The sequence below is a fragment of the Paenibacillus sp. ACRRY genome (assembly GCF_022346995.1).
In the GTDB taxonomy this organism is placed as follows: Bacteria; Bacillota; Bacilli; order Paenibacillales; family Paenibacillaceae; genus Paenibacillus.
Genome location: NZ_JAKRNM010000001.1, coordinates 1,345,227 through 1,370,963 on the forward strand (window position 1 = coordinate 1,345,227; position 25,737 = coordinate 1,370,963).

The window sequence follows — 25,737 nt, forward strand, 5'->3', positions numbered from 1 at the left end:
ATTTATCAATTTATTATTTTTCAAGAAAATCATTTTATAGCATTCTTTGGCTTAAAGATGAGGAATGCTGACATGACACAGACATAAGAAAAAACCGCATTGCTGCGGTTACAGTAAGAATATTTGTGAGAAATGGAGTGTTACGGGATGTAAGCATCCACAACCTCTACCTTTTTCGCTGCCCCATCCTCTATGTATCTCACATCTATTTCGCTACCTCTCTGAAATTTCGGGACATGAATGATCGGAATATACGTCTTCACAATCGTTTGAAAGGTCTGACCATCTTCCTGGGTGACTAACAGATCAAGACGCACGCCAGGCCGTCCATCCATGCTGGATGAAGTCTCAGCGATATCCTGGATGATTGCAATTGCAGGAGTTCCGAATTTTAGAATCTCCTTTTTGATCTGCATCTTCTCTTGACCCGTACGCATTCTTTTGGTGACATTTAGGACGAGAATCAATCCTGTGGTCAACCCGAACACAACTATCACTATACCAATGATTATGGTCATTGCTGCTGCTGTCATTTCGTCCTCCTTAAATGAGACTTCTTACAGATTACTTCAAGATTAGATGTGATATTCCTGCAAATGTTTGAAGCAGTCAGCCTTGACCTGGTGTGTACACCAGGTTTTATTCAGACTTATCTTTAATTAATTCATAGTTATATGGGGCGCTCACAGGAGCGCCTTTTTACTTCAATGGATGTTACCCTTTAGATTTCCTTGTCTGCGAAAGGACGAAACTGGTCTGTAACGGTGAGTAGTTTACTACCTTGCAGATAAAATGTATCATCTGCTTTCCACGTATGGCTTTTCTTATTCTGCCTCCGGTGATAGACATAGTTATAGGGTGAGGTCGCATAGGTTTTGAAGCCCCTCTTCCTGCATTGCCTCAGAAACGTAACATCTTCCCCCACGGAACGGTCGGTGAATCGAACCTTCTTGAGCACTTCTTTTTTGAACAGGATCGTGCCCCCCTGCACAAACTCTACGAATTTACTGGCTTCCTTAGGGGATCGGATCAGAAGTTTTTTGGAAGCGCCGAGATATACCAGACAAGAATGTTTGCCCACGATATCACTTCGGGTCCGTTTTAATGCGCCTACTTGTTCTTTCAGATAATAGGCAGAATAATAATCGTCATCATCAAACTTAGCAATTAACGAGAAGCGAGCACGTTCAATCCCCGCATTCAAACATTGTCCTAACGAAATTCTCTCAGGAACCTGATATACGTTTATATTGGCATGGCCTCGAACACGGTTTCGATATGATTCCAGATTCATGCCGTCATGATTCAGAATGATAATTAACTCTTTATTCCGATAATGTTGCCTCTTAAAATTCGTCAGAATATTATCAAAAAACTGTGACCGGTTCGTACATACAATAATGGAAACCCCATGTCCACCCTCTTTATTGTTCAAGGCTTAACCTCTCTTCTATGAATGATCTTTCATCATATGTAGAAGAATAGATCGGGTGTAGGCTTAATAGAAAAGAATTATAGATTGAGCCTTGGCTTGTCGCCAAGGCCCTCAAATCATGGTTACGTGCCAAAATAAATGTCCAGTTTCCCTGTTGGTGGCGTAGTCGCCATCCACACGGCAGCCAGATTATCAGGAGCTGCGGTAGCAGCCGTAATATAATCCCCAATGAGTGGTGTTGGAATCGGGTTATTTCCATTCGGATTAAAAGAAGTCGTCGTGAGTCTACGGTTACTGAACGTGGCCCCGCCGTCAAATGATTCAGCAACGAATACATCCAGAAGGAATCCGTCGATCCGATTGGTCATATAAATGACCCGAATCGTTCCAGCAAACGGGGACACCGTTATAAAAGGAAAGAAGTTCTGTGTACCCGGAGGGGCGCCCGTTATACTTATGGGCGTGGACCATAGCAGTCCATCGGGAGATTCGCTGAGGAACACATCCGTGTAACCATTACGTGCATCGTTCCAGACCCCGTATACGGTTCCACTGTTCGGTCCAATGGATATATCAGCACCCAGACACAGGTTGGTTTGAACTCGAAATGCGTAATTGGGCACAGGTAGTGGCGAAGGAGCAGGAACGACCGATGAGATAAAGGTGGGCTGACGCTGAATGGGAGGCTGGTAATCAATTCCACCGTCATAAGATATCCTCAGTAATGCAGAAGGACTGGCAGGGCCTGTAAGAATATATCCTGCATATACTTCGCCAGAAAAGCCTACAGCCAATGCCGCACGGTCATGTATCCCACGAGGGTTAGACTGTCGATCTGGCGGATCCCAAGACAGACCCTGCGTTACGGATCTTTGGGTGAAAATGGCCGAAGAAGTTGTAGCGAGCGGAGTGTAGCCCACGTATGCATTACCACGATAAGGACTCCCCGGAGAACGGTCCACGGCGATGAAAGGTTCATCATTATGCACAACTGTGCCGAAACCTGCCTGTACAATCACAGGAGGTTGCCACGTTAGCCCATCGTCAAAGGAAGTATAACTGACAATCGTCCCGTCATTGATTCCGTTAAATACGTGAACCGTCACAATAAAGGTGTTCGGAAATGTATAGTCAATCGTAGGTGCCTCTGCTCCGGAATATCCGGCAGGCTGTGGAAGCACTGTAGTCGACCATGTGTTTCCACCATCGATTGAACGATAGAAGCCAGTTAGCGTGGGCCCTGTGCTGGTGTCCACCGCAACGACGCACATAATATTCGGATTTAACGTATTTACAGCAATGGAAGGTTCAAACTGGTTGCCTGCCAAGGCTCCGGTAATATTAACAACTGGCAAAGTGCTCACCTCACGTCCTTAAGGGATATTTGTGAATCGGTCTATGATTGACATTTCCGACTGTAGAACCCGTTGAATCACCTGACCTGTAGAATCTACACCGTAAACATTAATCATAGTACTCGTTGCGCTGAAAAAGTCACTTTGAACCTCAAAAAAAGCGGCATTAATGAGTGGATAAATGATTGTTCTGGTAATTTGCGGGCCTAATGCAAACAAATCATGACCAACGGGTACACGTACCGTTTGCGTTGTGTCCCATCTGAATATTTCAAGTTCAATATTAATAGGGGTATCCAGAGAATCATTAATGCAAGTTATCAGAACCTGAGTGGATTGCGTCGCACCATTGACCGGGTTATAGATCAATCCTGTACTATTCGGCAAAACATTTCACTCCCTTCTCAGCAGGAAAAGGTACTATTCTTCCGTTTAGACTATACTATGTTCCAATCTATCAACCGTCACGGCTAATATAAGTGTCCCCTCGAATGTTCCTGTTCCTTTTTTTTCATTCACTGCGTAGTCCTGCGCATCTTGCCCCTCCGCTGATCAAAACAAAAAAAGCCCTGGTAATTTCCCCAGGACCTTTCCATATATAAGATTGCGATTTATTTAGGTTGAATTATTGATATTTCAGTTTTATCCCCACGAGAATATCGGCTGAGAGCGCTGCACCTGCCTCATTATTTCCCTCTTCAATAACTTCCCACTGCCGGCCAATAAGCATGCGCAGCAATTCTATCTCTTGAGCGTTTAATCGGATATGCCGCAGCGTTAACTCCTCTTGGCTATAGTCCCGATCAATCTTACGATCAAAACGAAAGTCCAGCACCCTTTTCAGTCCGTTGATATGCAAAAACTTAAACTCGTATCCGCTGCGAAGAGCCTCCGCCCAATCCTCGGCAGCTTCTTCTGCCGTCTGCAACCGTTCTTCCACATCCATGGTCGGTTCCTTGATCTTGGACAGCAAAGGTGCGAGATCTCTCCGACGCAAGCGATCGATGATAACCTCAATCGATTCACCACTTGTCAGAACATTCTCCACCAGCATCCCTACAGGAATCGAAAGCCGCACCTGACTCATGCTCAGGCCCCCTCTTCTCGAAGATGCTCATTGAACCAGGCATTGATCTGTTCGAAACTGTCCACTCGTAGTGAAGGCTTGCCGCTTTTGAGCAGCGAATGATTGGAACCAGGGTAGCGAATCAGTTTGGTTGTTTTGCCGTAACGTTTGAGCGCGGTATAGAGCTCCTCCGCCTGGGCAATCGGAGTCCGATAGTCCTGCTCTCCATGCATGATAAGAAGCGGTGTGTCGATCTTATGTGCGTAAGCCAGTGGTGAACGGGACCATAACAGCTCGGCATTCGCCGCCGGATTACCCCCAATGACTCCTTCAACATAAGATATACCTATATCACTGGTACCGTACATGGACAGCCAATTGGAGATGCAGCGCTGGGTAACAGCTGCCTTGAACCGATTGCTATGGGCAACGATCCAGTTTGTCATAACCCCTCCGTAACTGCCGCCTGCAACACCCAGACGTGATTCATCAAATTGCTCGTATGTGTCAAGGGCATAGTCAACCGCCTCCATTAAATCACGAAAGTCTCCACCCGCGAAATCACCACGGCAAGCTCTTGCAAATTCCTGTCCGTACCCCATACTTCCTCGCGGATTCACCCATAGGATGGCATACCCTTGTGCTGCAAGTGTCTGCATCTCATAACTGAAAGTACCCGTGTACATTGCATGCGGGCCTCCATGGATTTGTAAAATTAATGGAGTTTTGGCACTCGAATCATGCCTCGCAGGTTGCAGCAGCCATCCCTGGATGCGCCAGCCGTCTGTGGATGTAAATTCAATCCGTTCAGGTACATTCACTTGGAGCGCGTTTATCCATTCGTCGTTTCTTCGGGTGAGTCGGTCCATTTCGCCAGTCTCAACATCCACGCGATACAGCTCCGCAGGGTGGTCAGCTGTTAGAGCAGCAATGACGAGTGTGGCTCCATCGGGTGACAATGTGTATTGATACACATCCTTTTCACCTTTTCCGGTCACGGGCTGACAGTCGCCATTTTCATGGATGCGGTACACATCCACGCTTCCATCATGCGTACCAAGTACAAACATACCTCGTTCAGGATGGTTAGCATCCCAGACCGGAGATGGAGACGGACCGGCAGACTTCATATCTCCGAGTGCTGCGTTGCCTAACTGCATATCCAATTTCGATGTGATCGGCTTGAGCGTTCCACCTTGCACGGGGACTGCGTATAATCGGTTATGACTGCCGCTGCCGAATTCCCGGTCGCTGGCAATCAGGTTGAGTACCTGACCATCGGGAGAATAGGAGAACTGGCTCACCAGCAGACTGGAATCCGTCACTTTGGAAGGCTTATTCACTCCCGGTCGAATAGTGTATACGTCTGTAAAGTACAGAAGGTCCGCATCAGCTCCTTTATCCTCCACCTGCTTCGAAATAAAGGCAAGACTCTGACTATCCGGGGACCAAGCAGGTCCACTGACGTTCCAGGTTCCGGTGGTCACTGAAGTGATCTCTCCACTTCCCACCTCATAAACAAACAGATGGCTGTATAGTCCGTCCCACCAGCCGGATCCCTCCGCTTTCGGCGTTGTACGTTCATACACTTTGCCACGCAGCTCAGGTGCTGTTTCATTCTTCGGTTCATCTTTGCCCTCTGCGTCTTTGATCTGCACTTTGCTGGTGAAGGCAATATACAGGCCGTCAGGTGACCATGCGTAATCCAATATTTTTCGTTCCGGCGGAATAAGATTAACAGGTTCGTTCTCACCTGCCGCAAGAGTCCATAGTCCTTTACCTCCATCTTCCAAACGCAAGAAAGCAAGCCGTGTTCCATCAGGTGTCCAGCTTGGCGCTGTGTCCTTGGTGCCATCAGTAAGCTCGGTATCATTGCTTCCATCCAGCGAGATTCCCCGAATCCGGGTGTTGTACTCGTTCTTTTGCCGATCTATGGTCTGCTCTACGTATGCCACCTGTCCATTCGGATGGATTACGGGTTGGCTAATGGAACGATAGTGATATAGATCCTCCGGCATGATCGGTCGGTTGCTCATATGAAGCTCCCCTTTCTCCAGTGCTGTTATTTTTTATTCGTTTCCGTACGTGGATCAAGTACATCGCGCAGCCAATCACCGAGGAAAATAACACCAAGTACTGTGAATGTGATGGCTAGTCCCGGGAATGTGGCTACCCACCAGCTTGTGGCTACATATTGTCTTCCATCACTGAGCATGCCTCCCCATGAGACGTCCGGCGGCTTAATGCCCAGACCGAGGAAACTAAGCGAAGCTTCCATAATAATGGTGGTTCCAACGTTCATACCGCAGATGACAATAAAGGAAGACAGGATGTTTGGCAGAATATGTTTTAGAATCAAGCGTCCATTCTTGGCTCCAATAGATCTGGCTGCATGAACAAAGTCACGCTCCTTAATACTGAGAACCTCACTTCGAACGATACGGGTAAACGGAACCCAGTTGGTTACACCGATGACAAAGATCAAGGTCGTTATTCCCGGGCCAACGATAGCCATCACAACGAGCATGAACAGAATGGTAGGAATCGCCATGAAGGCATCTCCCACCCGCATGATGACCGCATCGAGCCATTTCCCATAAAATCCGGATAGCAGTCCCAGGATGGCTCCGATCACTCCCGAGACAATGACTGCCCCCATACCTACGATTAATGAAACGCGTGCACCATATACGATTCGGCTCCACATGTCTCGGCCCAGGTTATCCGTACCAAGCCAATGCTCCGAGGCTCCTCCATCCATCCAGGCAGGAGGTTTAAGGCGATTAAGTGGATCGACAGCTGCAGGATCGTGACTCGTTAGCAGAGGTGCACATATGGCAATCATGACGACCAACAAAACAAGCACAGAGCCAAGCATTCCGGTCTTGCTGATGATCAGTTGTTTCCATATATAGCGAAATCCCCCTTGGCTACGTGAACTCTCCTTTTCCTGTTCCGCACCCGAAATTGGCATTTCATTGCTCCCTGTCATAGGTTGCACCTCCTTTTAGTCGAATTTAATGCGCGGATCAAGCAGCCGGTAAGCTACGTCCGTCAAGATATTGGTTACAACTACGATTACGGCAATGACAAATACGGCTGCCTGTACAATCGCCATGTCATGTGTATTAACGGCGACGACCAGAAGCTGTCCAAGCCCCGGCCAAGAGAACACCGTTTCCGTAATTAGTGTTCCGCCGATTAGGCTTGTAAACTGTAAACTCATTATCGTTACCACCGGGATCAAGCCGTTCCGAAACGCATGCTTCCCAATCACGACCATGCGGCCAAGCCCCTTGCTGCGTGCCGTACGAATATAATCCTGACTTAGAATTTCCAGCATACTGGAACGAATTAGACGGGTCATCTGTGCGGCTAAACCTACGCCAAGGGTAAATGCGGGCAAGATCAAATGCGACAGACCACCCCGGCCCGAGACGGGCAGAACGCCCAACATAACGGAGAACAACAGGATCAGCATGATGCCCATCCAGAAGTTCGGCATGGCCTTGCCGATCACGGATATTCCCGAAATGATCAGATCGGTAAACGTATTGCGCTTAACCGCCGAAATGACACCCAGCGGCACTGCCATCAGAACGGCAAAAAACATAGCTGCTACGGCAAGTTCAAAGCTGGCAGGCAATCTCTCTAGTACAAGCTGCAGGGCTGGTTGTCCATAGCGAAAAGATTGACCGAAATCGCCCTGCAATGCACTGCCCAGGAATTTCACATACTGCGTGTAGAGCGGTTGATCCAGCCCAAGCGCTTCTGTTAGCACCGCGCGGTCTTCCGCTGTAGCGGTTTCGGGCAGCATCAGGGCAACAGGATCACCCGTGACCCTGACCAAAATGAACACAATCAGCGATACAATAAATAATACCGGTATGACTTGCAGTAAAGATTTGAATACGTACTTCCCCATCCTCATTCACCTCCATGCGATACAAAAGAACGGCAGGAACTTGGTCTACCCAGTCCCTGCCGTTCACGGCCTATCGTTGCAATGACCAGTTGTTCTGCCGGGTCTTACTGTGCTGCAGTTGCAATCTCGTCGGCATAGAACATTTCATCACTGCGCGGCGTGAAGTTCACGCGTGCATTCGTTCCGTAGACCCCTTCCATCTGGTACAGATACACGGCTGGACGTTCTTCTGCGAAGATTTGCTGTACTTGCTGGTACTCTTTTTCCCGAGCCTCAGGGTCCATGTTCACGAGTGCAGATTGAAGCAATTTCTCCACTTCCGGATTATTGTAATCCGACTCTCCTTTAGCTTCTTCCAACATGTAGCGGTTGTAGTTATTTGAAGCGTCGAACAAGGAGTTGCCGATACCAATCATGAAGATTTCCTTGAATGATTTGGAACTGTAACGTTCACTGAAAGCACTTGGCTCAAGCACATCCATATTGATTTTGAAGCCTGCTTGCTCCAGCATGGCAGCAACAACTTCAACCTGTTCCTTATATTGCGATGAAACGGAAATGGTCATCTCGGCTTCGCCTTCGGCGTAACCCGCTTCTTTCAGAAGCTGTTTGGCTTTTTCCAGATCATATAGCGATGTTTTGTATAATGAAGGATCTGCACCAAAGTTACCTGGCGTTACGGATGTACGGGTGACGATACCTGCTCCGCCAGCAATGCTGTCGACAATACCTTGTTTGTCGATGGCCAGATCAATGGCTTCACGAACTTTCGGATCAGCTGTAATGCTGCCTTCTGTTTGACGGAAGATCAGCTGCAGTACGCGCTGGATTGGCGCTTTGACAATTTTCTTGTCTGCTTCACCTTCAATACGGGCAATGTCTGTAGATGGAATCGATGCAGCAACGTCAACTCCACCCGCGAGCAGTTCGGATACCCGTGTGGAAGCCTCAGGGATTACGCGGAATACGACTTCATTCCATTTCGGTTCATCGCCATAGTAGTTCTCATTCTTCACGAGTACCACACGATCATCTTTGGTCCATTTGCTGAATTTATAAGGTCCGGTTCCTACCGGCTGTTTCAGGAAATTATCCATGCCATTATCCTCGATATATTTGGCAGGCAGGATGCCTGCTCCCATTTTCGAGAGGCGGTTAAGCAGCAGCGGATCTGGTCCGTCCGTAATGATATCTACGGTATGCTCATCAACCGCTTTGACTTCAACGATATTTTTGAAATAGCTGTTTTGTTTAAGCGTTTCATCTTTGGCTACACGCTCGAGTGTATATTTGACGTCTGCTGAAGTGAATGGATCGCCATTATGGAACGTAACCCCTTCACGCAGGTTGAAACGCCAGGTGGTGTCATCCATTTGTTCCCAGGATTCAGCAAGTCCAGGCACTTTATTTTGTTCACTGTCGTTTTTGATCAGATAATCGAATACGTTAACCAGAACTGCCTCACTGGATGTATTGTTGTTGTTATGTGGATCGAAGCTCTCAATATCGGTAGCTGCTGCAATCGTAAGTGTTGTGCTGGCAGCTCCGCCGCCTTCCGTTTCACTTAATGACGAGTTGCTATCTGTGCCTGTACTTGTTCCACCGCATGCGCTGAGCACCAATGCTACAGCTAGTAATGTAATCCACATGCCAGTCCATTGTCTTTTTTTCATTCGGAACGTTCCCCCTCAGAAGTCGTGTTTCTTGCCAAAAACTCAAGTGCTATGGATGACAGCAAACCTACACCATAAGGCATTGCCGTTTCATCCAGATCAAACATCGGATGATGCAGCGGATATCTTGTCCGCTCTTCCTCATTGCCCGAACCAAGACGGAAGAAAACGCCAGGAATCTGTTCGCAATAGAAGGCAAAATCTTCACCGCCGGTAGAAGGTGGAATGCTGCTCCATCCTTTTGCCCAATCCAATCCATCAACAGTTTCGGTAAGCAAGTCGACCATCGCATGATCGTTCACCACAACCGGATATCCATCGCCGTAAACGACCTCATGTCCTGCGCCGAAGGAAGCGCACACCCCACTAACGACTTGTTCAATCAATGCAGGCATACGTTCACGAAGGATGGGTGAGAGTGTGCGGACCGTACCGATCATCTCCACCTCTGGCGCAATAGCTGTGCCCATATACCCACCAGTAATCTTGCCAATGGTGACTACAACGGGTTCCAGCGGATCCACCAAACGACTGGCGATATTCTGCAGCGCTGTGATGACCTGAGCGGATACGGCAATCGCATCGATCCCTTCATGCGGCCGTGCAGCATGTCCACCTTTGCCGAATACACGAATCACCAGACGGTCTGCCGAAGCAAAAGCAACCCCTTTACTGACACCAACGGTGCCCGTATCCTGGCCAGGTGTCATATGCAGACCTGCGATCGCATCCACCTTCGGATTCTCCAGTACTCCGTCCTGAATCATGGCCCGTGCACCGGCTAGCCCCTCTTCTGCTGGCTGGAATACAAACTTGATGTTGCCCGACTTCGGTCTGCCAAGACCGGTAAGCAGTTCAGCCGCTCCCATCAAAATGGTGGTGTGGGCATCATGACCACACAAGTGAGCCTTGCCTTCAACCTGGGAACTGTACTCCGCTGCTTTCTGGTCCTGGATCGGAAGAGCATCCATATCTGCCCGGAGTGCAATGGTTGGACCATCCGTTTCCCCCCGTAGCAAACCTACAACCCCGGTCTTGCCTACATGACGTGTCACTTCAAGCCCGAGGCTTTCCAGATGCTCAGCCACGATGCCTGAAGTACGCACCTCTTCGTATCCGATTTCCGGATGGCGATGAAAGTCTCTCCGCCAGTTCGTGAGCTTTGGCTGCAGCTGCTGTGCAAGATTCAATAGTCTTGTTTGTTCCATTAGTGCTCATTCCCTTCTTGTGGTTCCGATGAGACCAACCGTGAATAGATGGCATCAGCGGAAAATGCAATGTGACGTTTCATCGTATCTCGTGATTTCACCGGATCACGTGACTTCAGTGCTTCAAGGATCTCGGTATGTACTCCTTGGTTAAGGACCCGAATGTTCTCATCGTATGGCATCAGATCCAGTGCAGGGTTGATCTTGGTTCGAATCTGTCTGACTGCCGTTTCCAGGTAAGGATTCCCTGATGCCTTGGCAATTGTCAGGTGAAACTTGACGTCCAGTGCCCTGAACCATTCCCGTGTACATTCTGGCTCGGTACTCTGTTTGATGTAACCTTCCAGCAGTTCCAGTTCGCCTGCGGTGATCCGCTCAGCAGCCAGAAAAGCGCCTTCCGGCTCCACGATTGTCCGATATTCAAACACATGTAACATCTGATCCCAGTCACGCATGATTTCTTCCTTGGTTCTTTTGTGTGCATTGGCCGTGATGGGAAGTACGAATGTTCCTCCCTTGGCACCAACACGTTTTTCAATCAATCCCTTACTCTCAAGAGCAGATAAGGCTTCACGAACCGTAATTCGGCTTGCATTGAAAATTTCGGCAAGTTCACGTTCCGAAGGGAGCTGATCTTCACTCATGATTTCTTTAAGGATAATAGCTTCCTCCAACTGTTCTCTGATGAACTCACTGACCTTTATTGCAGAAACTTTCTCAAACTGGAAAGTCGCTTGGTTGAACATATCAACACTCCGATCGATATAATGTCTAAACCTTATACCATTAAACTCTTACTCATAATATAATTCCGACTAAACAGATATGCAATGATTTTTTTTCAAAATATCACAATTTTTTTTGAATCCGACGAAAATCCCTAACCTAATAACGAAAAAGACGCTGCCGATTTACAGCAGCGTCTTCCCATTCGTTTAATTTGTGGTGCTTCGAAACAATTAGTTTTGCTCGTTCAAGTACACTGCTTTTCCCGTGCGGGCAGATTCATAGAGAGCTTCGAGAATTTGCGATACAACCAGAGCTTGTTTAGGTGTAACTACAGGCTCTAGATCCTTATCGATAGCTTCAATCCATTTTCTCATCTCCACATCTGGCGCACTTTCCGACTTCCCGTCGTAGAACGCTACTCCGTCTGCACTAAGCGAGATCTCATTTGTATAGAGACGGCTGAATTTCTCGCCGTTAATGCGCAGGCCGTTCTTCATGTCGGCACCAGCTTCCGTTCCGCTAAGGCTGCATTTTGCTTCATCCACATCCAGGGAATTTAGCGCCCAGCTGGATTCGAGCATAATGGTCGCACCATTTTCCATAACGATCATGCCGAAGGCGGAATCTTCAACCGAGAATTTCTTCGGATCCCACGGGCCCCATGCATTTGCTGCATTTTCTTTTTGGGATAGTTCATGATAGGTCGTGCCCAGAACTACTTTGGGTTTGTAATTGTCCATCATCCAGAGTGTCAGGTCCAGTGCATGTGTACCGATATCGATCAATGGTCCGCCGCCTTGTTTTTCTTCATCGAGGAAAACACCCCACGTTGGTACGGCTCTTCTGCGAATCGCATGTGCCTTGGCATAATAGATCGATCCCAGTTCGCCTGCTTCGCACATTTGTTTCAGGTATAAGCTATCTTCCCTGAAGCGGTTATTGTATCCAATGGTCAGCTTTTTACCTGTACGTTCAGCTGCTTCAAGCATGCTCTGTGCTTCAGCGGATGTCTTCGCCATCGGTTTTTCACACATGACGTGTTTGCCAGCTTCAAGCGCAGCAATGGAGATTTCAGCATGCGAAATATTCGGCGTGAGTACATGAACGATATCAATCGTTTCATCCTTCAACAGCTCCTGATAATCCGTATATACTTCGGCTTCGGCACTGCCATATTTCTCTTTGGCTTCTTCAGCACGTTCAGGAACGATATCACAGAATGCAACCAGTTCAACATTATCTAGCTTACTCAAACTTGGCAGATGCTTGCCATTCGCAATTCCGCCACATCCAACAATCCCGATTCGATACACTTTACTCATATCCATTCACCCTCACTTTTGATTTGGTTTGTTTCATCTTCCGAAAAGCAGACGGGGTCATCCCCAGGCGCTTGCGGAAGACGGCATGCAAATAGTTGGCATTGGTAAAACCGGAGACAAGCGCAATTTGTTCAATTGATCCATTGCTTTCCTCCAGATTGCGGCACACCGCGCCAAGGCGAATATCCTCCAGCACACGGCTGAACGGCATTCCTGGCTGCACCTGATAAAATATCCGCTGCAGTTGTCTGGTGCTGATATGTAGCTTCTCTGCCACATTCTCCAGTGTTACGGCATTAGAATAGTTGGCCTCCATATACTGGACAGCGTATTCATACCTGTACATGGACATATCCCGCTCCGGTGCTTCAACCCGGATTTCGCCGTTATCATGGGCACGAACGGTTCTCAGCAGAATGCTGATCACAAGCTGTTTAATGGATGTATAATACCCGATCAGTTTACGATCACATGCTTCATACGCTTCCAAAAAACAGTTCATGGCCCGGTGATAATCATGCACCGGAACGAGGGGCAGCGCCTTGAGCTTGGCGATCGTTTCCTCGGATTCTGCGGCTTCCCACGGATCTACATCCTCTCTGGGCTGCTCGACAATATCCACATGAAGACACAGTTCATCCATGTCCTCATCGGCATCAGCCTCCTGATAGTGAACGACGCCAGGCCCGGTCAAATATAGCATGCCTTCGGACAAGGAATGCATCTGGTCTCCCAAGATGACTTTGCCCTTGCCCCGCGGAATAAAATGAAATTCAAATTCCGCATGGTTATGAAAATCAACGATTCGACCTGCCGGAAATGACGTCAAGTGAAATCGTAAAACCCGTATTTCGTAATGTCCCCAAGCAATGGATATGTCCAAACGCTCGAGGAGATCCTGTCGTTCAAGCATTTTTTCAAAAGGATATCGGTTCAATATCGTACCTCCCCAACCAGCCTAAGCTTTCAAATCACGGAGGGAGATCCTGCGTCCTTCCTTGGCAGAGGTGTTGGCAGCTTCCATCAGGCGTGTCAGCTCGGCGGCAATCTGCAGATTCTCAGCAGCCAAGGAATTGTTCTGAATATGGGAAATCCACTGCCTGAATGCGCTTTCTCTTTTCTCCAGCAACGGAAGCTCAGTCCACTCCTTAACCGCCTCTGTACCCACATTGGTCCGGATCAGCAGCCTGTCGTCAGGTGTACCATACAACAAGGTCCCTTCCGTACCATGAACTTCAATGGTAAATGGCGAGTGACTGTTCACAAAACCGGCCTCAACCACGCCGATCGCTCCAGAATCCGTAAATAGGGTTGCAACTGCATTATCTTCTACCTCTTTGCCAGTGACATAGCCGAAATTGGCACTCACGCCTGTCACTTCCTGGCCCAGAAAGAGTCTGGTTAGATACATCGGATGGCACCCCAGGTCAATCATAGCACCTCCCTGACATTCCTCCAAGTTATAAAAATGCTGAGGAAGCCAGTCTGCAATTGCTCCATTATGAGACAGGCGAACTCGGACATAAGTCACTTTTCCGAGCAAACCTTGCTGAAGCACATCCTGGATGGTTAACGTGTACCCGTCATTCAGACGTGGTAAGGACACCGTCATTTTGACTCCCTGCTCACGGACTTCAGCCAGGATGGCATTCACCTCTTTTACCGTTGAGGCAATGACTTTTTCCGTGAAAATATGTTTACCTGCTTTTGCAGCAGCGGTGATGACGTCCTTGTGGTCACGGGTAGGTGCATCCACGATCACGGCGTCAATATCCTTCTGTGCCAGCATCTCTTCAAGAGATGAAAAGTAGGGGACATTCAGTCGTTCGGCAGCTTCCTTCCCTCGCTCGGAATTGTCATCCCATACCGCTGCAATTTCAGTGTCTTCATGTTCCTGAGCCTGCTTGATATAATCCCATGCGTGCACATGCCACAAGCTTATTTTACCAATTCGAATGGTCAAATCGTCTTACCTCCTAGTATATAATATCCTGACATCTAAATATAAGTTATCACAGACTTCATTACATTTTAATAGAAACAGGCGACAACAAATATATAAAATTACGACATCCTATTCAGAGTCGTCATTCTGAGTTCAACAAAATAGGAAGGCACCTTCTCCACGATATTGCGTGTTAGAAGCCGTAATGTTTGGGTTACAAGGCCAGCCATGTAAATCTAAAAAAACAGGTGCTCATGCAAATGCATGGGCACCTGGTCTTGATCCAATTACAGATTTTGACTCATGATTTCATTTGAGATTTAAGGAAGCAAGTTCTCTTCGCCAGGTGACTCTGGTTCTGGCTCGAGTTCGGGTTCCGGTTCAGGGGTGTTCTCTTCCCCGGCAGTTACGTATAACCGGCCTGGTGCTTCGGTCTCGATTTTGTTGCCCGCTGCATCCTGAACGCGAATAACAATGACTCCACCCTCAAGGACTAACGAGGAAGGTGTAGTATATGTGACCGTATAATGACCAGGCTCTGTTTCCACTAGTGGAATCTCCGATCCGCCTTCTGCATTCAGATTCAGTGGCAGCTGGATTCTGAATGCAGCCTGCAGTCCTGGAGCACTGTCGAAGGAGACTGTCACGGTTTCTCCCGAAGCAATTCGTACGTCTTCGGCAGGTGCAATATTGGTCAACTCAGGCAGCGTGGTTTCCACATAAACCTTACGGGTTAGCGTTGTTTTATTGCCCGCGACGTCCGTCGCAATGACCGTAATCGTGTTCTCGCCTTCATTGACGAGAATACGATGACTGAAGCTTCGGTCTCTCTCCAACTTGACTGTCTCGCCGTTTACCGTAACCTTGTTGAGGAATTGATCCACTGCGCTGCCCGTAACATGCACTACTTCAGCGTTGGTTCGGCTTCCTTCCTCAGGCGTAATAAGAGTTAACTGCGGCGGCGTTTGATCTTGGATAATGACAACGGGAAGCGAGCGATCCGTTACTTTTCCATCAATGATTGCCTCTGCAGTAAAGGCATTGACCCCCGAACGAAGTTTGGCGTCAAACTTGAACGTTCCGTTGGTTACCGTTGTTGTCCCTGCGACATCTTTGCCATTGTAGATTTTGATCTGAGCTCCATTCGCCGGAGAAGTACCGGATACGGTGAATGTCGATTTATTCGAATAGGTATTGCTTGGTGGAGTAATAACTGGTGCGTTTACCGGATATCTCACCACCGCCCGAACCATATAGTTCCCTTCTTCTGTCGGTGCTGTGCTCCACACGCCGCTTACGCGCTGCCAGCTTCGCCCGGCATTGGTGCCGTTCTCATCGGTAGCTAGTCCTGGCGCACTTGTCCCTGCTACGGATTGTACATACACGATATAGAAATCTCCGCTCGTGATGACTGGTTCAGGGAATTCAACGCTGGTCCACTGATCGTTGCGCAGTGCTGTTCCGTCATACGGTCCTGCCAGTAAACGTCCAGGTGCTCCATCTGCTCCGGATGCATCATAGACAGCATATTGGAATGCGGTTCCACCAGGTACAGGCCACTCTGTGTTCCAGAACCGGAACGATGCGCCCGTTACTTGAGCGGTTGCTTGCTCAGGTGTCATCCGAACAGCCCAGGCATTATCTGCGGCTACAAAGGCTCTTGCATTCTCCGCTGTACCGTCATCATATGCGATTTCCCCAGGGAAACCGATAAATGGCTTCAATGCGACACTCGCATCAGCTGTGCCATTCCCTGGTACTGTCACATTAACGGTTTTACTATAATAGTCTGCAGCTCTGACGGAGACGGTATAACTCCCTTCCAGCACATCCAGTACGAAACTGCCGTCCGACCCGGTGCGAACCTCACCGACCTGGGCATCCTCCAGTACCAGCACGGAAGCATCAGCGAGAGGTTCGCCTGTCCGCTCGTCGGTAACGATACCTTCAATCGTACCATGAGGTATAGCTTCCAGATTGAAATTGGCTTTTGCGCCACTACCATCGGTGATGGTTACTGCTTGTGTGCGTGGATAATAACCATAAGCCTCTGCTTTCAATGTATAATCACCCGCCACATGAGTGAAGCTGTATTTCCCTGTGGATGGATCTGTTTTCACCGAACGTCCGGTTTCAATCACCGTAACCGTTGCACTTGCAGGCAGGCTTTGCGGATTAATAGAACCCGTTTCAGGTTTCTCAGCTTCAGGCTGCTGCTTGGATTGATTGAATTCTGCTTTATCGGTTCGTGTAACTTTGTACCAGGAATTGTCATAATCCGGTTTTGGCTTGTCACTGCTGAGCGTTACCGAACTATCCTGTGTTACCGTCTCCGGAGCAATACTCAAGATGCGGAAATCGTCAATATACCAGCCTGTCTTGACCACACTGCTATCTGAAGTCAGGCGGAATCGGAATTGAACTTCGCTTCCAGTCAGCGCACTCAGGTCATAAAATACCGGTGTCCATTGCTTGCCATTCGAATTATGAGAGAACTTGCCCAGCTCTGACCATGTGCTTCCACCATCAGATGAAGCTTCCACATAGCCAAAATCATATCCGCCCTCAATTTCATACCAGTGGTTGAATGTCAGGGTGGCATCATTGGTATCCGTTAAATCCACAACGGGTGATACCAATGAATAGTTTGAACCGTTCTCATACGTACTGTCCAGATCAGTTGCCCAAACATTTGGCGGAGAAACGGCACTCGCAGGTCCATTGACTGGAACGCCGCGTTCCCATTCATCCTTCGTTCCCGAATGGGTCCAGCCATTATCGTCACTTCCGTCAAATTGGTCGACATAAATGTCTTCCGGCACCTCAACCGAGATGGATACCTCATTCGACTTTTCACTTTCATTACCGCTATAATCCAGAGCCGCAACGGTGTAATAGTACGTTGTATCCGTTACTGTAGCCGTATCCGTAAATGTTGTCGCTCTTGTATTTCCGATCTCCTCGTATTCGGTGCCCGAAGTTGTCGAACGATACACGACATAAGATTCCAGATCCTCATCGTCAGGTCCATTCCAGGATAACGCCACATTACCCAAAACGTCAGCCGTAGCGCTCAGCTCTACAGGTGCACCCGGAGCGATATCATCTGGTGATTGTACAGAGAAGTCATCGATATACCAGCCTGCCTTCTGTACAGAGTTGTCACTGGTCAGATTAAACTGAATGAACACCTGTTGTCCCGCATATTCACGCAGGTCCACATACTGGGTTTTCCAATCACCGCCTGTGCCCGTAAAGCTTAACAGTTCTTCAAATACATAGTCACTGTCTTCCGTCGCGATGTATACCTTACCGAAGTCAATATTGCTCTCCAGATCAAACCAGTGTTTGAACGAGAGTAATGCCCCTTCAGGACTTTCGGTCAGATCAACAGGTGGCGCGAGCAGATAGGTGTTGCTATTTGCTGCGTACGTACCCTCCAGGTTGGTGGCAATGACCTTCTCTCCGGAGGCTGCACTGCCAGGTCCGCTGATTGGCGCACCCCATACCCATGTGCTTCCTGTGCCTCCTGTTGTGAAGCCTAGCTGATCTTCTTCAAAATCCTGGACATATCCAGGCTGGACCCCATTGGATACAGCCACTTTGTACACCTGACTGTCAAATCCGTTGTTGCCGTAATCGTTAACCCGGATATAATATTCCACGCCTGCAGGTTCAATCAAGAATGCCGGAATGGTAGTCGAATACGTTCCGTCCTTGCTGTCCCCCGCTATGCGGTCCATCGGCAGATAGACATACTGGCTTGTTCCCGTCGTTTTGGCAAATGCCTCTACGGAGACCACTCCCACATTATCCGTTACATGAGCCGTCAGCGGAATATCGAGTCCGGTAAAAGCTGAATTCACAGGTGTATGCTGAAGTACCGGTTCTTCCAGATCATCTCCTGCCGTTACTACTCGTCCGGATACAGTTCCTATTCCTTCAAGCACGGAACCCACAGCGTCCAAGGCGTTGATAATGCCATGCCCGTAACCGTTGTTGGGCGAGGTCGGATATTGACTGTCCGTGCGCGGTGTTGCTGTATCCATAATGATCTGTTCCAGCTGATCCACGCTCAGGGAATGATTGGCCTGAAGCAGTAATGCAGCAAGTGCTGTCGTATGAGGACCCGCCATGGAAGTTCCATCCCAGCCTCCCTCGTACACTCCGCCAGGAACAGCAGATCGGATATTGACTCCTGGTGCCGAGACTTCCGGCTTGATCTCATCATATGGAGATGGACCCAGAAGTGAGAATGAGGCCAGATTACCGTTAATATCTGTTGCTCCTGTGGCGAAGCTTTCCGGATAATTTGCTGGATTCGCAACTGAACCCGGGCCACCTGGATTCGTTAATCTCACATTACCTGCCGAGAACTCAGGGAAAATCTGTGCATCGCGCCAGGCTTGTACCATGGGCCGGAACCACTCGTCCAGTCCTGCGCCACCACCCCAGGAATTGTTGACCACATCCGGGGCGAGTTCAGGGTGAAGGTTGCCTTCGGCATCCACTGGAGCTATTAGCCACTGCCCACCGTCCAGGATAATGGCATCGGTAGTTTCCGGATTGAATATCCGCACACCGATCCATTTGGCACCTGGAGCCACACCGATCTGATTACTTCCATCTTCCTCTGAACCCACCATCGTACCCATCGTATGTGTACCATGCCCGTCTTCATCCGCAGGCAGGGAAGCGTTACTATGTGGATCATACCAGCTAAGCTCTGGGTCAACGATATTACCAGATGCATCGATTCCTCTCCATTTGCTGCGAAGAGCTGGATGATTGTAATCAACCCCACTATCCAAGTTGGCAACGACGATGCCTGTTCCATCGATCCCTCTCTCCCAAACTGCGGGTGCATTGATATAATCGATATTCCATTCGACATTTTCTGTTGCCAGGTTATCCTTTGATGCAGATGCAGAGTCCTTGGAAGTTGCTGCATCTTCTTTGGCCGGTGTTTTTGCAGGATCTGCAGCCGGAGCAGCACTTGCCTTTTCTTTGTTCACCTCAGCTTTTTGCAAGTAACGCGTTTCGTTAGGGAGTACTTTCTCCACTTCAGGCAGCAGAGCAATCTGTTCCATGACTTCCTTGGTACTCGTTACAGCGAGAGAATTGACGATAAAATAGCTTTTATATTCTTTGACCTTGCCCTGGTCAATTTCCTTCTCGAGATAGCTTTCGAGCGTGTACTGCGTCCGCGAAGCCGTTTCCCGGAGAGAGCTGACAACCGAATTTCGTACGGACAGCTTGGTCGCTGAAGCCGTCTGTTTCTCGATCGTCGCCTTTTCCATGGCCTGTTTGGAGACCGCTGACGTGTCGACCTGCTCCTTCATTTTCACAAGATAGGTGACATAGTCGTTATCCTCAAACTGTTTGGTCAATTTCGCGTTGACTTTGGATGTCGAAACCTTGGCCAGGCTTGATTTCATGTCGATTTTTTGTGATGTGGAGTTTTCAGCTGAAACCGGATGTACAATCGAAAATGCAAGGAGAAGCGAGAGGCCCATGGAGATGGGCTTGCGTAACCGATTAATCTTTATCAAACTTTTCCACTCCTTTTACCCGGTTTTTGTATTATTCTGGTGCTTATGCCCTTCTCAATCAAAATCAAAATGGAATGACGGCCTTTGCGGACACCAATAGACGCCCGAATCATTACATAGAGCCTCACCTCCTTTAAAGGTCTGGTTACACAGGCGATATGAAACGGTAGCAGCAGATTGTAAGTCTTGGAAGTTTAGAAATGGAAGATTGATAGGCTCAAACATGAGAGTGAATGTCGATAAGCATTCATATAGGAGGGTAATCACGAGCGTTAGCAGAAAGCTTTGCCAGGGAGTGAATGAAACGTACATTTGCGATTCGTTCGAGTGATGTAGGAATCTCTTTAAATAACGTGTAATAACCAAATTGCAATTTAATTGGATTTTTATGGAATAGTATATCGTCACCATTTGATATGTACAAGCACTTTTCTAGAAAATTATAGAAAATAAGCCTTTTTAATGCTTTTATATGTCTGATGTCTCTCTTAACTAAAATCGTTTTTTCATAATTGCGCATTATCGAAATTTTGATAGACTCTAACCATGTCTTTATGACTAAGACTTGCTGCGTAACAGACAATTGAAATGCATGGTACCATCCTCGGGTAATCCATTGGAACAACAAAAAGAACCGGCAATACTGCCGGCTCCATCCTTCTCTTAGTCCATTTCAATCTTAAATACGACAGGCGATTCACTCTGCACATTTGTTGTAGTGATCGTCAGCGCATCTGCTGTTCTTACCCATTGAGGCTGTTCATCAAACCCCAATATCTCAATGCTTTTGATTATTCCCTGGAAGTGATGTGAATTCTCCTTAATGGATCGAATACGAACCTCTCCATTGTCCGGATAGACAAGAACCGTTGCGTAGAGACTGCTGTCTTTTACGGTAAAACGAATATCTTCACTGGTGAAAATCTTGGTATCCCCGTCTGTGAATTGGCCTTCCTTCACTTCAGTCGGACCTTCGCCGTAAGTACGCCAGAAGGTAGTATCATAGATGGCCTCTCCATTCACCTCGAGCCACTCACCTATGGCTAACAGAATATCCCGGTCTTCCTTCGGTATGCTGCCATCCGCTTTGGGTCCAACGTTGAGAAGCAGATTACCGTTTTTGCTTACAATGTCGACCAGATCCCTGATGATTTCATTCGCTGTTTTGTAGTTGTTGTTTTCCGTGTAGCACCAGGAGTTTTTGGCGACAGCCGTATCCGTTTGCCAGTAATAGGGCTTGAGATCGGCGAACTGCCCTCGTTCCACGTCGGGAACAGCACAGCCCAGAACAAACGCGTCATGTTTGTAGTTAATCACTACAGGAATTCCCCACTCTTCTCCTTTGTTATAGTAATACGCACTGAATTTTTTCAGATAGGGCTTGAAGGCTGCAGTCTGAATCCACCAATCAAAGTAAAAGACTCGCGGCTGATATTGATCAACCAGCTCACAGCAGCGAACCAGCCAGTCTTCCAGAAACTCCTTGGAAGGAGGCGATCCATACAGATCATGATGGTCTGGTTCAGGCATGGCAGGCCAATAAAAATCTCCGCGACTAAGGGGTTCCTGGATATCCGATTCGAATTCCTTCCCGTGGGACATGAAGAACCAGTGCTCTGCCCGGTGCGAGGAGACGCATAATGTAAGGTCTTGCTTCTCATAAGCGGCCTTCATCTCCCCCAGAAGATCCCGTTTGGGTCCCATTTCAACTGTGTTATAGTGGGAAATGGAGCTTTTATACATTTGAAATCCATCATGGTGCTCAGCGACAGGCATCACGTATCTGGCTCCAGCCTTTTTAAATAGCGTGGCCCATTCGTCTGCATCGAATTTTTCCGCACGGAACATGGGGATGAAATCCTTATATCCAAAATCCTTCGGGTGGCCATATACTTCAAGATGGTGTTCATGGGCTTTGGAACCCTGGATATACATATTACGTGAGTACCACTCACTATCATAAGCCGGAATGGAATATAGTCCCCAGTGAATGAAAATGCCGAACTTGGCATTCTTGTACCAATTCGGGACCTGATAATTACGAAGTGACTTCCAGTTATCCTTGAATCGGCCTTCAGCAATGGTGTCTTCAATCTTTTGCAAATATTCGGTATGGTCCATACTCTGTTCTCATCCCTTTCGTTATTCTGTTCCCTTGTATTGTAGCGGCATGATGAAGGGTTAGACATGCAGAACACTAACTTTTGGATGCACAATATTAACCTTGTAAGGAGATAAGCACATGAATCATCAGACACTGCTTACGAACTACCTATCCAACCTGCAGGTGGAACTGTTCATGGTCAACTATAATCGATGCGATGCCGACTGGCGTGATCTGGATTATACTCCCGACTACAGCAAATTTTATTGGATCAGCGAGGGAGAAGGATGGTTGAAGATTGGAGATCAAGAGTATTATCCTGTACCTGGACAGCTTTTTTTGATGCCTGAGGGGGTCACCCAATCCTATTCGGTCATTAGCGATCAGCCTTTTCTGAAGTACTGGTGTCATTTCAGTGCTAAGGTCGGGGGAATCAATCTCTTTCAGATTCTGAAGTTCCCCCATTTCAGTTCCATAGAACACCCTGAGTTGATCAATGAAATCTTCAAACATATACTTCTGCATGCCAGATCCGGTGAAGTGTATGCTCACATGATGGCCAAGAGCAAACTAATGGAGCTTATATCCCATTACCTGATGAATCTGGATTTGGAGCAGATCACGTATTTGAATATACCCGTCATGGAGAAAATGTCTGCCATACTGGCCTATATTGATGCCCATATTGAAGAAAATATCACCATACAGGATCTGGCGCGGATCGCTTATATGCACCCCAACTATTTCATTCGCTTCTTCAAGCAGCAGGTTGGCATCCCGCCCATCCACTACATTACGGGCAAAAAAGTGGACAAAGCCAAGGAGCTGCTCAGCTGTACGCCGAACACCATTACCATGATTGCCGAACATCTCGGATTTCGGGATTTGTATTATTTTTCAAGGCTGTTTAAGAAGCATACCGGCTTAACCCCGACTGAATTCCGCAAACAAACGACACTGCTGGTAACATAAGACTGGTTATGTATTCCTACACTAGAACTTCAAAAGGAGTTCCCTGAATAAGGAACCCCGTGAGTTATAACAGCTTGTTATGGATTTCAATGACTCCTTGCCTGGAGGAGTTTCTTAATTTCTTTTAAATAGGCATATCCGTACTCTTCATCCGGTTCAAGGTATGCCCCTTCCGCCCACTCGTTCCAGGCATTGATGAACATGAACCCACTCTTGTTCCCATGCCGGCTTCGTTCCAGCTGTCTTGACAGATACACCCCAAACTTTTCAGGAGTGGAGCCGATGGTACTCTGCCCGTCCATGCCGCGACGCGGTGTATTATCCCAATTTACAAAAGCACCAGGGTAGATAATCTCCCTGTTTCGATGCGGTGATCTTTCCAGAATGGCAGACCATACCTTATCGTAGTTCACCACAATATGCTTGTAACTGCCGATATTCAGCTCGATCCAGATTTCGTTTGTGTGACCATGGGCAAAGGTATAATGCGGCTCAAATTCCATGCTTGCGTCAAAAACCTGACTGTTGTAGGTCGGGAAACCGCCTATCGTTTCAACAATATGAATACCCTCAAGTCCGTGCTTTACAGCCAGCTTGCGCCAGTATCGAATCATATCCTCACACCGAGGGATGTTGACAGGCCGATAGATAAGGAACATGGGTTTACCATCCACCCGGATATACCGTTTGTCTTTGAATGCCCTCACCAAATAGTCAAAATGTTCTTTCCAGTCGTTCTCGTCCCCATAGTCCTGTGAGATGAGAACGTCCGATTCCTGACCATCCCATTTACGTGTCCAGGTTTCATTTGCCCACGACAGGCAAAATGGAAAATCGGGTTCTCCGGTTTTTATAATCTCATCAAACGGCTTTTCGAGCAGACGCTTGCCCTTAAACCAATAGTGATAATAACAAAATCCATAAATTCCGTGATTCCTTGCAGTATCTGCTTGCCATTTGCGCACTGCAGGGTCGGTCAGATCATAGTAATTCTCTTGTAACGGTTTCCTGGGCTGAACATGCCCTGAGTATAAGGGAACTGACTTTTTCACATTGGTCCATTCGGTGAAACCTTCTCCCCACCACCTGTCATTCTCGGCAATCCGATGAAATTGAGGTAAATGCAACGCAATAAGTTTCAATCGAGATTCCTCCATACGTCAGCGGGATTTATCGGAATATTCGATCCAGAAGCTGCAGGCTGCTCTGAAGATAGGATTGATTGTATTTGACATAAGCCATTGCCCTGGAAGCCGCCAATCTTCGCTGATCCACCCGGTTCCAGTAGAAGTCAAACTTCTGGGTGAGCTCCTCCTGCGAGTTATAGCTTGGGAACACGTCCGTATCCAGATTTCTATTCGTAGATATCGAATTCAGCTGAAACGTACCACATGCAGCTACCTCCAATACGTTTCTAACCGGAGAGTTGTCCTGAATAACCATTTTGCTACCGTTATATAACGCAGCTCGGTCCTCATGAGCATGTACGGGAATAAATGATTCGAATCGCTTCCACCCTTTCCCCTCCACTCGAACCACTTTGCCAGATAACAACGCGTAATTGGCCAAATGAACAAGGATGCTGCCTGGCTGAGCATCTCCAATGATATAGACGTCCGACTCATCATGCTTAAGAACGGACTGCGGATAATATACGTTAGGATTCGGCGGAAATGGAACTTCATAACATCGTGGGTTACTCATGCGTCCATAGGTTGGAATGTTCTGTGCTTCTTGTGTAAACACATAGTCGAATACGGAAATGAATGATTCCGAATGCTTCACACCAGATAGGTCGTGTAACCAAATGGCCTTTTTGACCGGTGAATTCCTCAATGCTTCCACGCTCTCCTCTGGCAGAATCTCTCCCTCCTCCCCGCCCAATACGAGAGCCAAATCCGTTTGGGAAGGTTCCAGATAAGGTCCAATAGGCTGAATCGCCTTAATCTCATATATGCTTTTCACCAGATGTCTCAAACTCTGTTCCACGAGAATGGAAATGGAAGAGGATGCTCGATCATTACAAGGCGTAATGAAGAGAACATTTAATTGTTTGTAGACGACATCCGGAGGAACTTCCTTGGGTGGACGAATGACATCCTGTAGAGTTTCCATCAAATGCTGCTGCAGATCCGCCTGTTGGATGGTCAAATGATGCTGAATTGACTTCAGTTTCCGATTCAAAGTGGCATTCATCTGTCTCATCAGCAATCGGTTGGGTTGCTCTGCAGAGAGCTTGCTTTTATGAGATTTGACTTGCATCCGTCTCTTTTTATTGATGACCGATCCCTCCCGTCTCAAGCGGATTGACGCTCACTGCCTACAATATGCATGGAAGACTGGCTAGGTTTCTAGAGTTGTATATTTAGGTGTTCAACCAGGAGTATTGGGAACTCTCCTCATAAATGTGCAAGAACCCCGTGTCCATCCGGTTCTTGTCCTCATAAACTA

The 25,737-nt window shown here is 47.7% G+C and carries 19 protein-coding genes; 1 reads left to right on the forward strand and 18 read right to left on the reverse strand.

Translation table 11 applies throughout. The annotated features are described in order from the left end of the window. Window positions 1-140: 140 nt before the first annotated feature. From MH144_RS05715 to MH144_RS05790, 16 genes are all read right to left on the reverse strand, one after another. A complete protein-coding gene (locus tag MH144_RS05715; protein WP_239298249.1) occupies window positions 141-533 on the reverse strand; it encodes a hypothetical protein in 393 nt (130 codons plus the stop codon). A gap of 188 nt (window positions 534-721) precedes the next feature. Beyond that, window positions 722-1,435 carry a glycosyltransferase family 2 protein gene (locus MH144_RS05720; protein ID WP_239298251.1) on the reverse strand — a complete coding sequence of 238 codons (714 nt, stop codon included), beginning with the start codon at window positions 1,433-1,435 and terminating at the stop codon, window positions 722-724. 122 nt (window positions 1,436-1,557) lie between these two features. Further along, entirely contained in the window at window positions 1,558-2,790 is a 1,233-nt protein-coding gene (locus tag MH144_RS05725; protein ID WP_239298253.1) for a beta propeller repeat protein, read from the reverse strand. An 18-nt stretch (window positions 2,791-2,808) separates the two neighbouring features. Then, the gene (locus MH144_RS05730; protein ID WP_239298255.1) at window positions 2,809-3,177 is read right to left on the reverse strand and encodes a hypothetical protein; all 369 of its coding nucleotides are present in this window, start codon (window positions 3,175-3,177) and stop codon (window positions 2,809-2,811) included. A gap of 238 nt (window positions 3,178-3,415) precedes the next feature. Then, entirely contained in the window at window positions 3,416-3,877 is a 462-nt protein-coding gene (locus tag MH144_RS05735) for a hypothetical protein (protein ID WP_239298257.1), read from the reverse strand. Window positions 3,878-3,879: 2 nt separating this feature from the next. Further along, window positions 3,880-5,892: a S9 family peptidase gene (locus tag MH144_RS05740; protein WP_239298259.1), complete on the reverse strand. Its 2,013-nt coding sequence runs from the start codon at window positions 5,890-5,892 to the stop codon at window positions 3,880-3,882. A gap of 26 nt (window positions 5,893-5,918) precedes the next feature. Further along, window positions 5,919-6,848 (reverse strand): ABC transporter permease, encoded by a 930-nt coding sequence (locus MH144_RS05745; protein ID WP_239298261.1) that lies wholly within the window; start codon window positions 6,846-6,848, stop codon window positions 5,919-5,921. Window positions 6,849-6,863: 15 nt separating this feature from the next. Then, window positions 6,864-7,781 carry an ABC transporter permease gene (locus tag MH144_RS05750; RefSeq protein WP_239298263.1) on the reverse strand — a complete coding sequence of 306 codons (918 nt, stop codon included), beginning with the start codon at window positions 7,779-7,781 and terminating at the stop codon, window positions 6,864-6,866. A 104-nt stretch (window positions 7,782-7,885) separates the two neighbouring features. Further along, a complete protein-coding gene (locus MH144_RS05755; protein WP_239298265.1) occupies window positions 7,886-9,454 on the reverse strand; it encodes an ABC transporter substrate-binding protein in 1,569 nt (522 codons plus the stop codon). Beyond that, window positions 9,451-10,662, reverse strand: coding sequence for a M20 metallopeptidase family protein (locus tag MH144_RS05760; RefSeq protein ID WP_239298267.1), 1,212 nt, complete (start codon window positions 10,660-10,662; stop codon window positions 9,451-9,453). Before MH144_RS05760 ends, MH144_RS05755 begins: the two co-directional genes overlap by 4 nt. Continuing rightward, window positions 10,662-11,408: a FadR/GntR family transcriptional regulator gene (locus MH144_RS05765; RefSeq protein ID WP_239298269.1), complete on the reverse strand. Its 747-nt coding sequence runs from the start codon at window positions 11,406-11,408 to the stop codon at window positions 10,662-10,664. The genes MH144_RS05760 and MH144_RS05765 overlap by 1 nt, the downstream gene beginning before the upstream one ends. Window positions 11,409-11,621: 213 nt before the next feature. Continuing rightward, window positions 11,622-12,713, reverse strand: a complete 1,092-nt coding sequence (locus MH144_RS05770; protein WP_239298271.1) for a Gfo/Idh/MocA family protein — start codon at window positions 12,711-12,713, stop codon at window positions 11,622-11,624. Beyond that, window positions 12,706-13,650, reverse strand: a complete 945-nt coding sequence (locus MH144_RS05775) for an AraC family transcriptional regulator (protein WP_239298273.1) — start codon at window positions 13,648-13,650, stop codon at window positions 12,706-12,708. The genes MH144_RS05770 and MH144_RS05775 overlap by 8 nt, the downstream gene beginning before the upstream one ends. A 21-nt stretch (window positions 13,651-13,671) precedes the next feature. Then, window positions 13,672-14,676: a Gfo/Idh/MocA family protein gene (locus MH144_RS05780; RefSeq protein ID WP_239298275.1), complete on the reverse strand. Its 1,005-nt coding sequence runs from the start codon at window positions 14,674-14,676 to the stop codon at window positions 13,672-13,674. A gap of 302 nt (window positions 14,677-14,978) precedes the next feature. Next, a complete protein-coding gene (locus MH144_RS05785) occupies window positions 14,979-20,210 on the reverse strand; it encodes a S8 family peptidase (RefSeq protein ID WP_239298277.1) in 5,232 nt (1,743 codons plus the stop codon). A gap of 663 nt (window positions 20,211-20,873) precedes the next feature. Beyond that, window positions 20,874-22,331: an alpha-L-fucosidase gene (locus MH144_RS05790; protein WP_239298279.1), complete on the reverse strand. Its 1,458-nt coding sequence runs from the start codon at window positions 22,329-22,331 to the stop codon at window positions 20,874-20,876. A 121-nt stretch (window positions 22,332-22,452) separates the two neighbouring features. Here MH144_RS05790 and MH144_RS05795 point away from each other — a divergent pair, with 121 nt between their 5' ends. Next, a complete protein-coding gene (locus MH144_RS05795) occupies window positions 22,453-23,286 on the forward strand; it encodes an AraC family transcriptional regulator (protein ID WP_239298281.1) in 834 nt (277 codons plus the stop codon). Window positions 23,287-23,372: 86 nt separating this feature from the next. Here the strand turns inward: MH144_RS05795 and MH144_RS05800 are convergent, their stop codons facing one another. Then, on the reverse strand, window positions 23,373-24,428 hold the full coding sequence (locus MH144_RS05800; RefSeq protein ID WP_239298283.1) for a glycosyltransferase WbsX family protein: 1,056 nt from the start codon (window positions 24,426-24,428) through the stop codon (window positions 23,373-23,375). A 28-nt stretch (window positions 24,429-24,456) separates the two neighbouring features. Then, entirely contained in the window at window positions 24,457-25,548 is a 1,092-nt protein-coding gene (locus MH144_RS05805) for a glycosyltransferase family protein (protein ID WP_239298285.1), read from the reverse strand. Window positions 25,549-25,737 lie beyond the last annotated feature (189 nt).

What these genes read in the sequence shown, in the direction of transcription:
- MH144_RS05715 (WP_239298249.1), bottom strand. Translation starts at nt 533, where the DNA reads ATGACAGCAGCAGCAATGACCATAATCATTGGTATAGTGATAGTTGTG.
- MH144_RS05735 (WP_239298257.1), bottom strand. Translation starts at nt 3,877, where the DNA reads ATGAGTCAGGTGCGGCTTTCGATTCCTGTAGGGATGCTGGTGGAGAAT.
- MH144_RS05740 (WP_239298259.1), bottom strand. Translation starts at nt 5,892, where the DNA reads ATGAGCAACCGACCGATCATGCCGGAGGATCTATATCACTATCGTTCC.
- MH144_RS05745 (WP_239298261.1), bottom strand. Translation starts at nt 6,848, where the DNA reads ATGACAGGGAGCAATGAAATGCCAATTTCGGGTGCGGAACAGGAAAAG.
- MH144_RS05750 (WP_239298263.1), bottom strand. Translation starts at nt 7,781, where the DNA reads ATGGGGAAGTACGTATTCAAATCTTTACTGCAAGTCATACCGGTATTA.
- MH144_RS05755 (WP_239298265.1), bottom strand. Translation starts at nt 9,454, where the DNA reads ATGAAAAAAAGACAATGGACTGGCATGTGGATTACATTACTAGCTGTA.
- MH144_RS05760 (WP_239298267.1), bottom strand. Translation starts at nt 10,662, where the DNA reads ATGGAACAAACAAGACTATTGAATCTTGCACAGCAGCTGCAGCCAAAG.
- MH144_RS05765 (WP_239298269.1), bottom strand. Translation starts at nt 11,408, where the DNA reads ATGTTCAACCAAGCGACTTTCCAGTTTGAGAAAGTTTCTGCAATAAAG.
- MH144_RS05770 (WP_239298271.1), bottom strand. Translation starts at nt 12,713, where the DNA reads ATGAGTAAAGTGTATCGAATCGGGATTGTTGGATGTGGCGGAATTGCG.
- MH144_RS05790 (WP_239298279.1), bottom strand. Translation starts at nt 22,331, where the DNA reads ATGGACCATACCGAATATTTGCAAAAGATTGAAGACACCATTGCTGAA.
- MH144_RS05795 (WP_239298281.1), top strand. Translation starts at nt 22,453, where the DNA reads ATGAATCATCAGACACTGCTTACGAACTACCTATCCAACCTGCAGGTG.
- MH144_RS05805 (WP_239298285.1), bottom strand. Translation starts at nt 25,548, where the DNA reads ATGCAAGTCAAATCTCATAAAAGCAAGCTCTCTGCAGAGCAACCCAAC.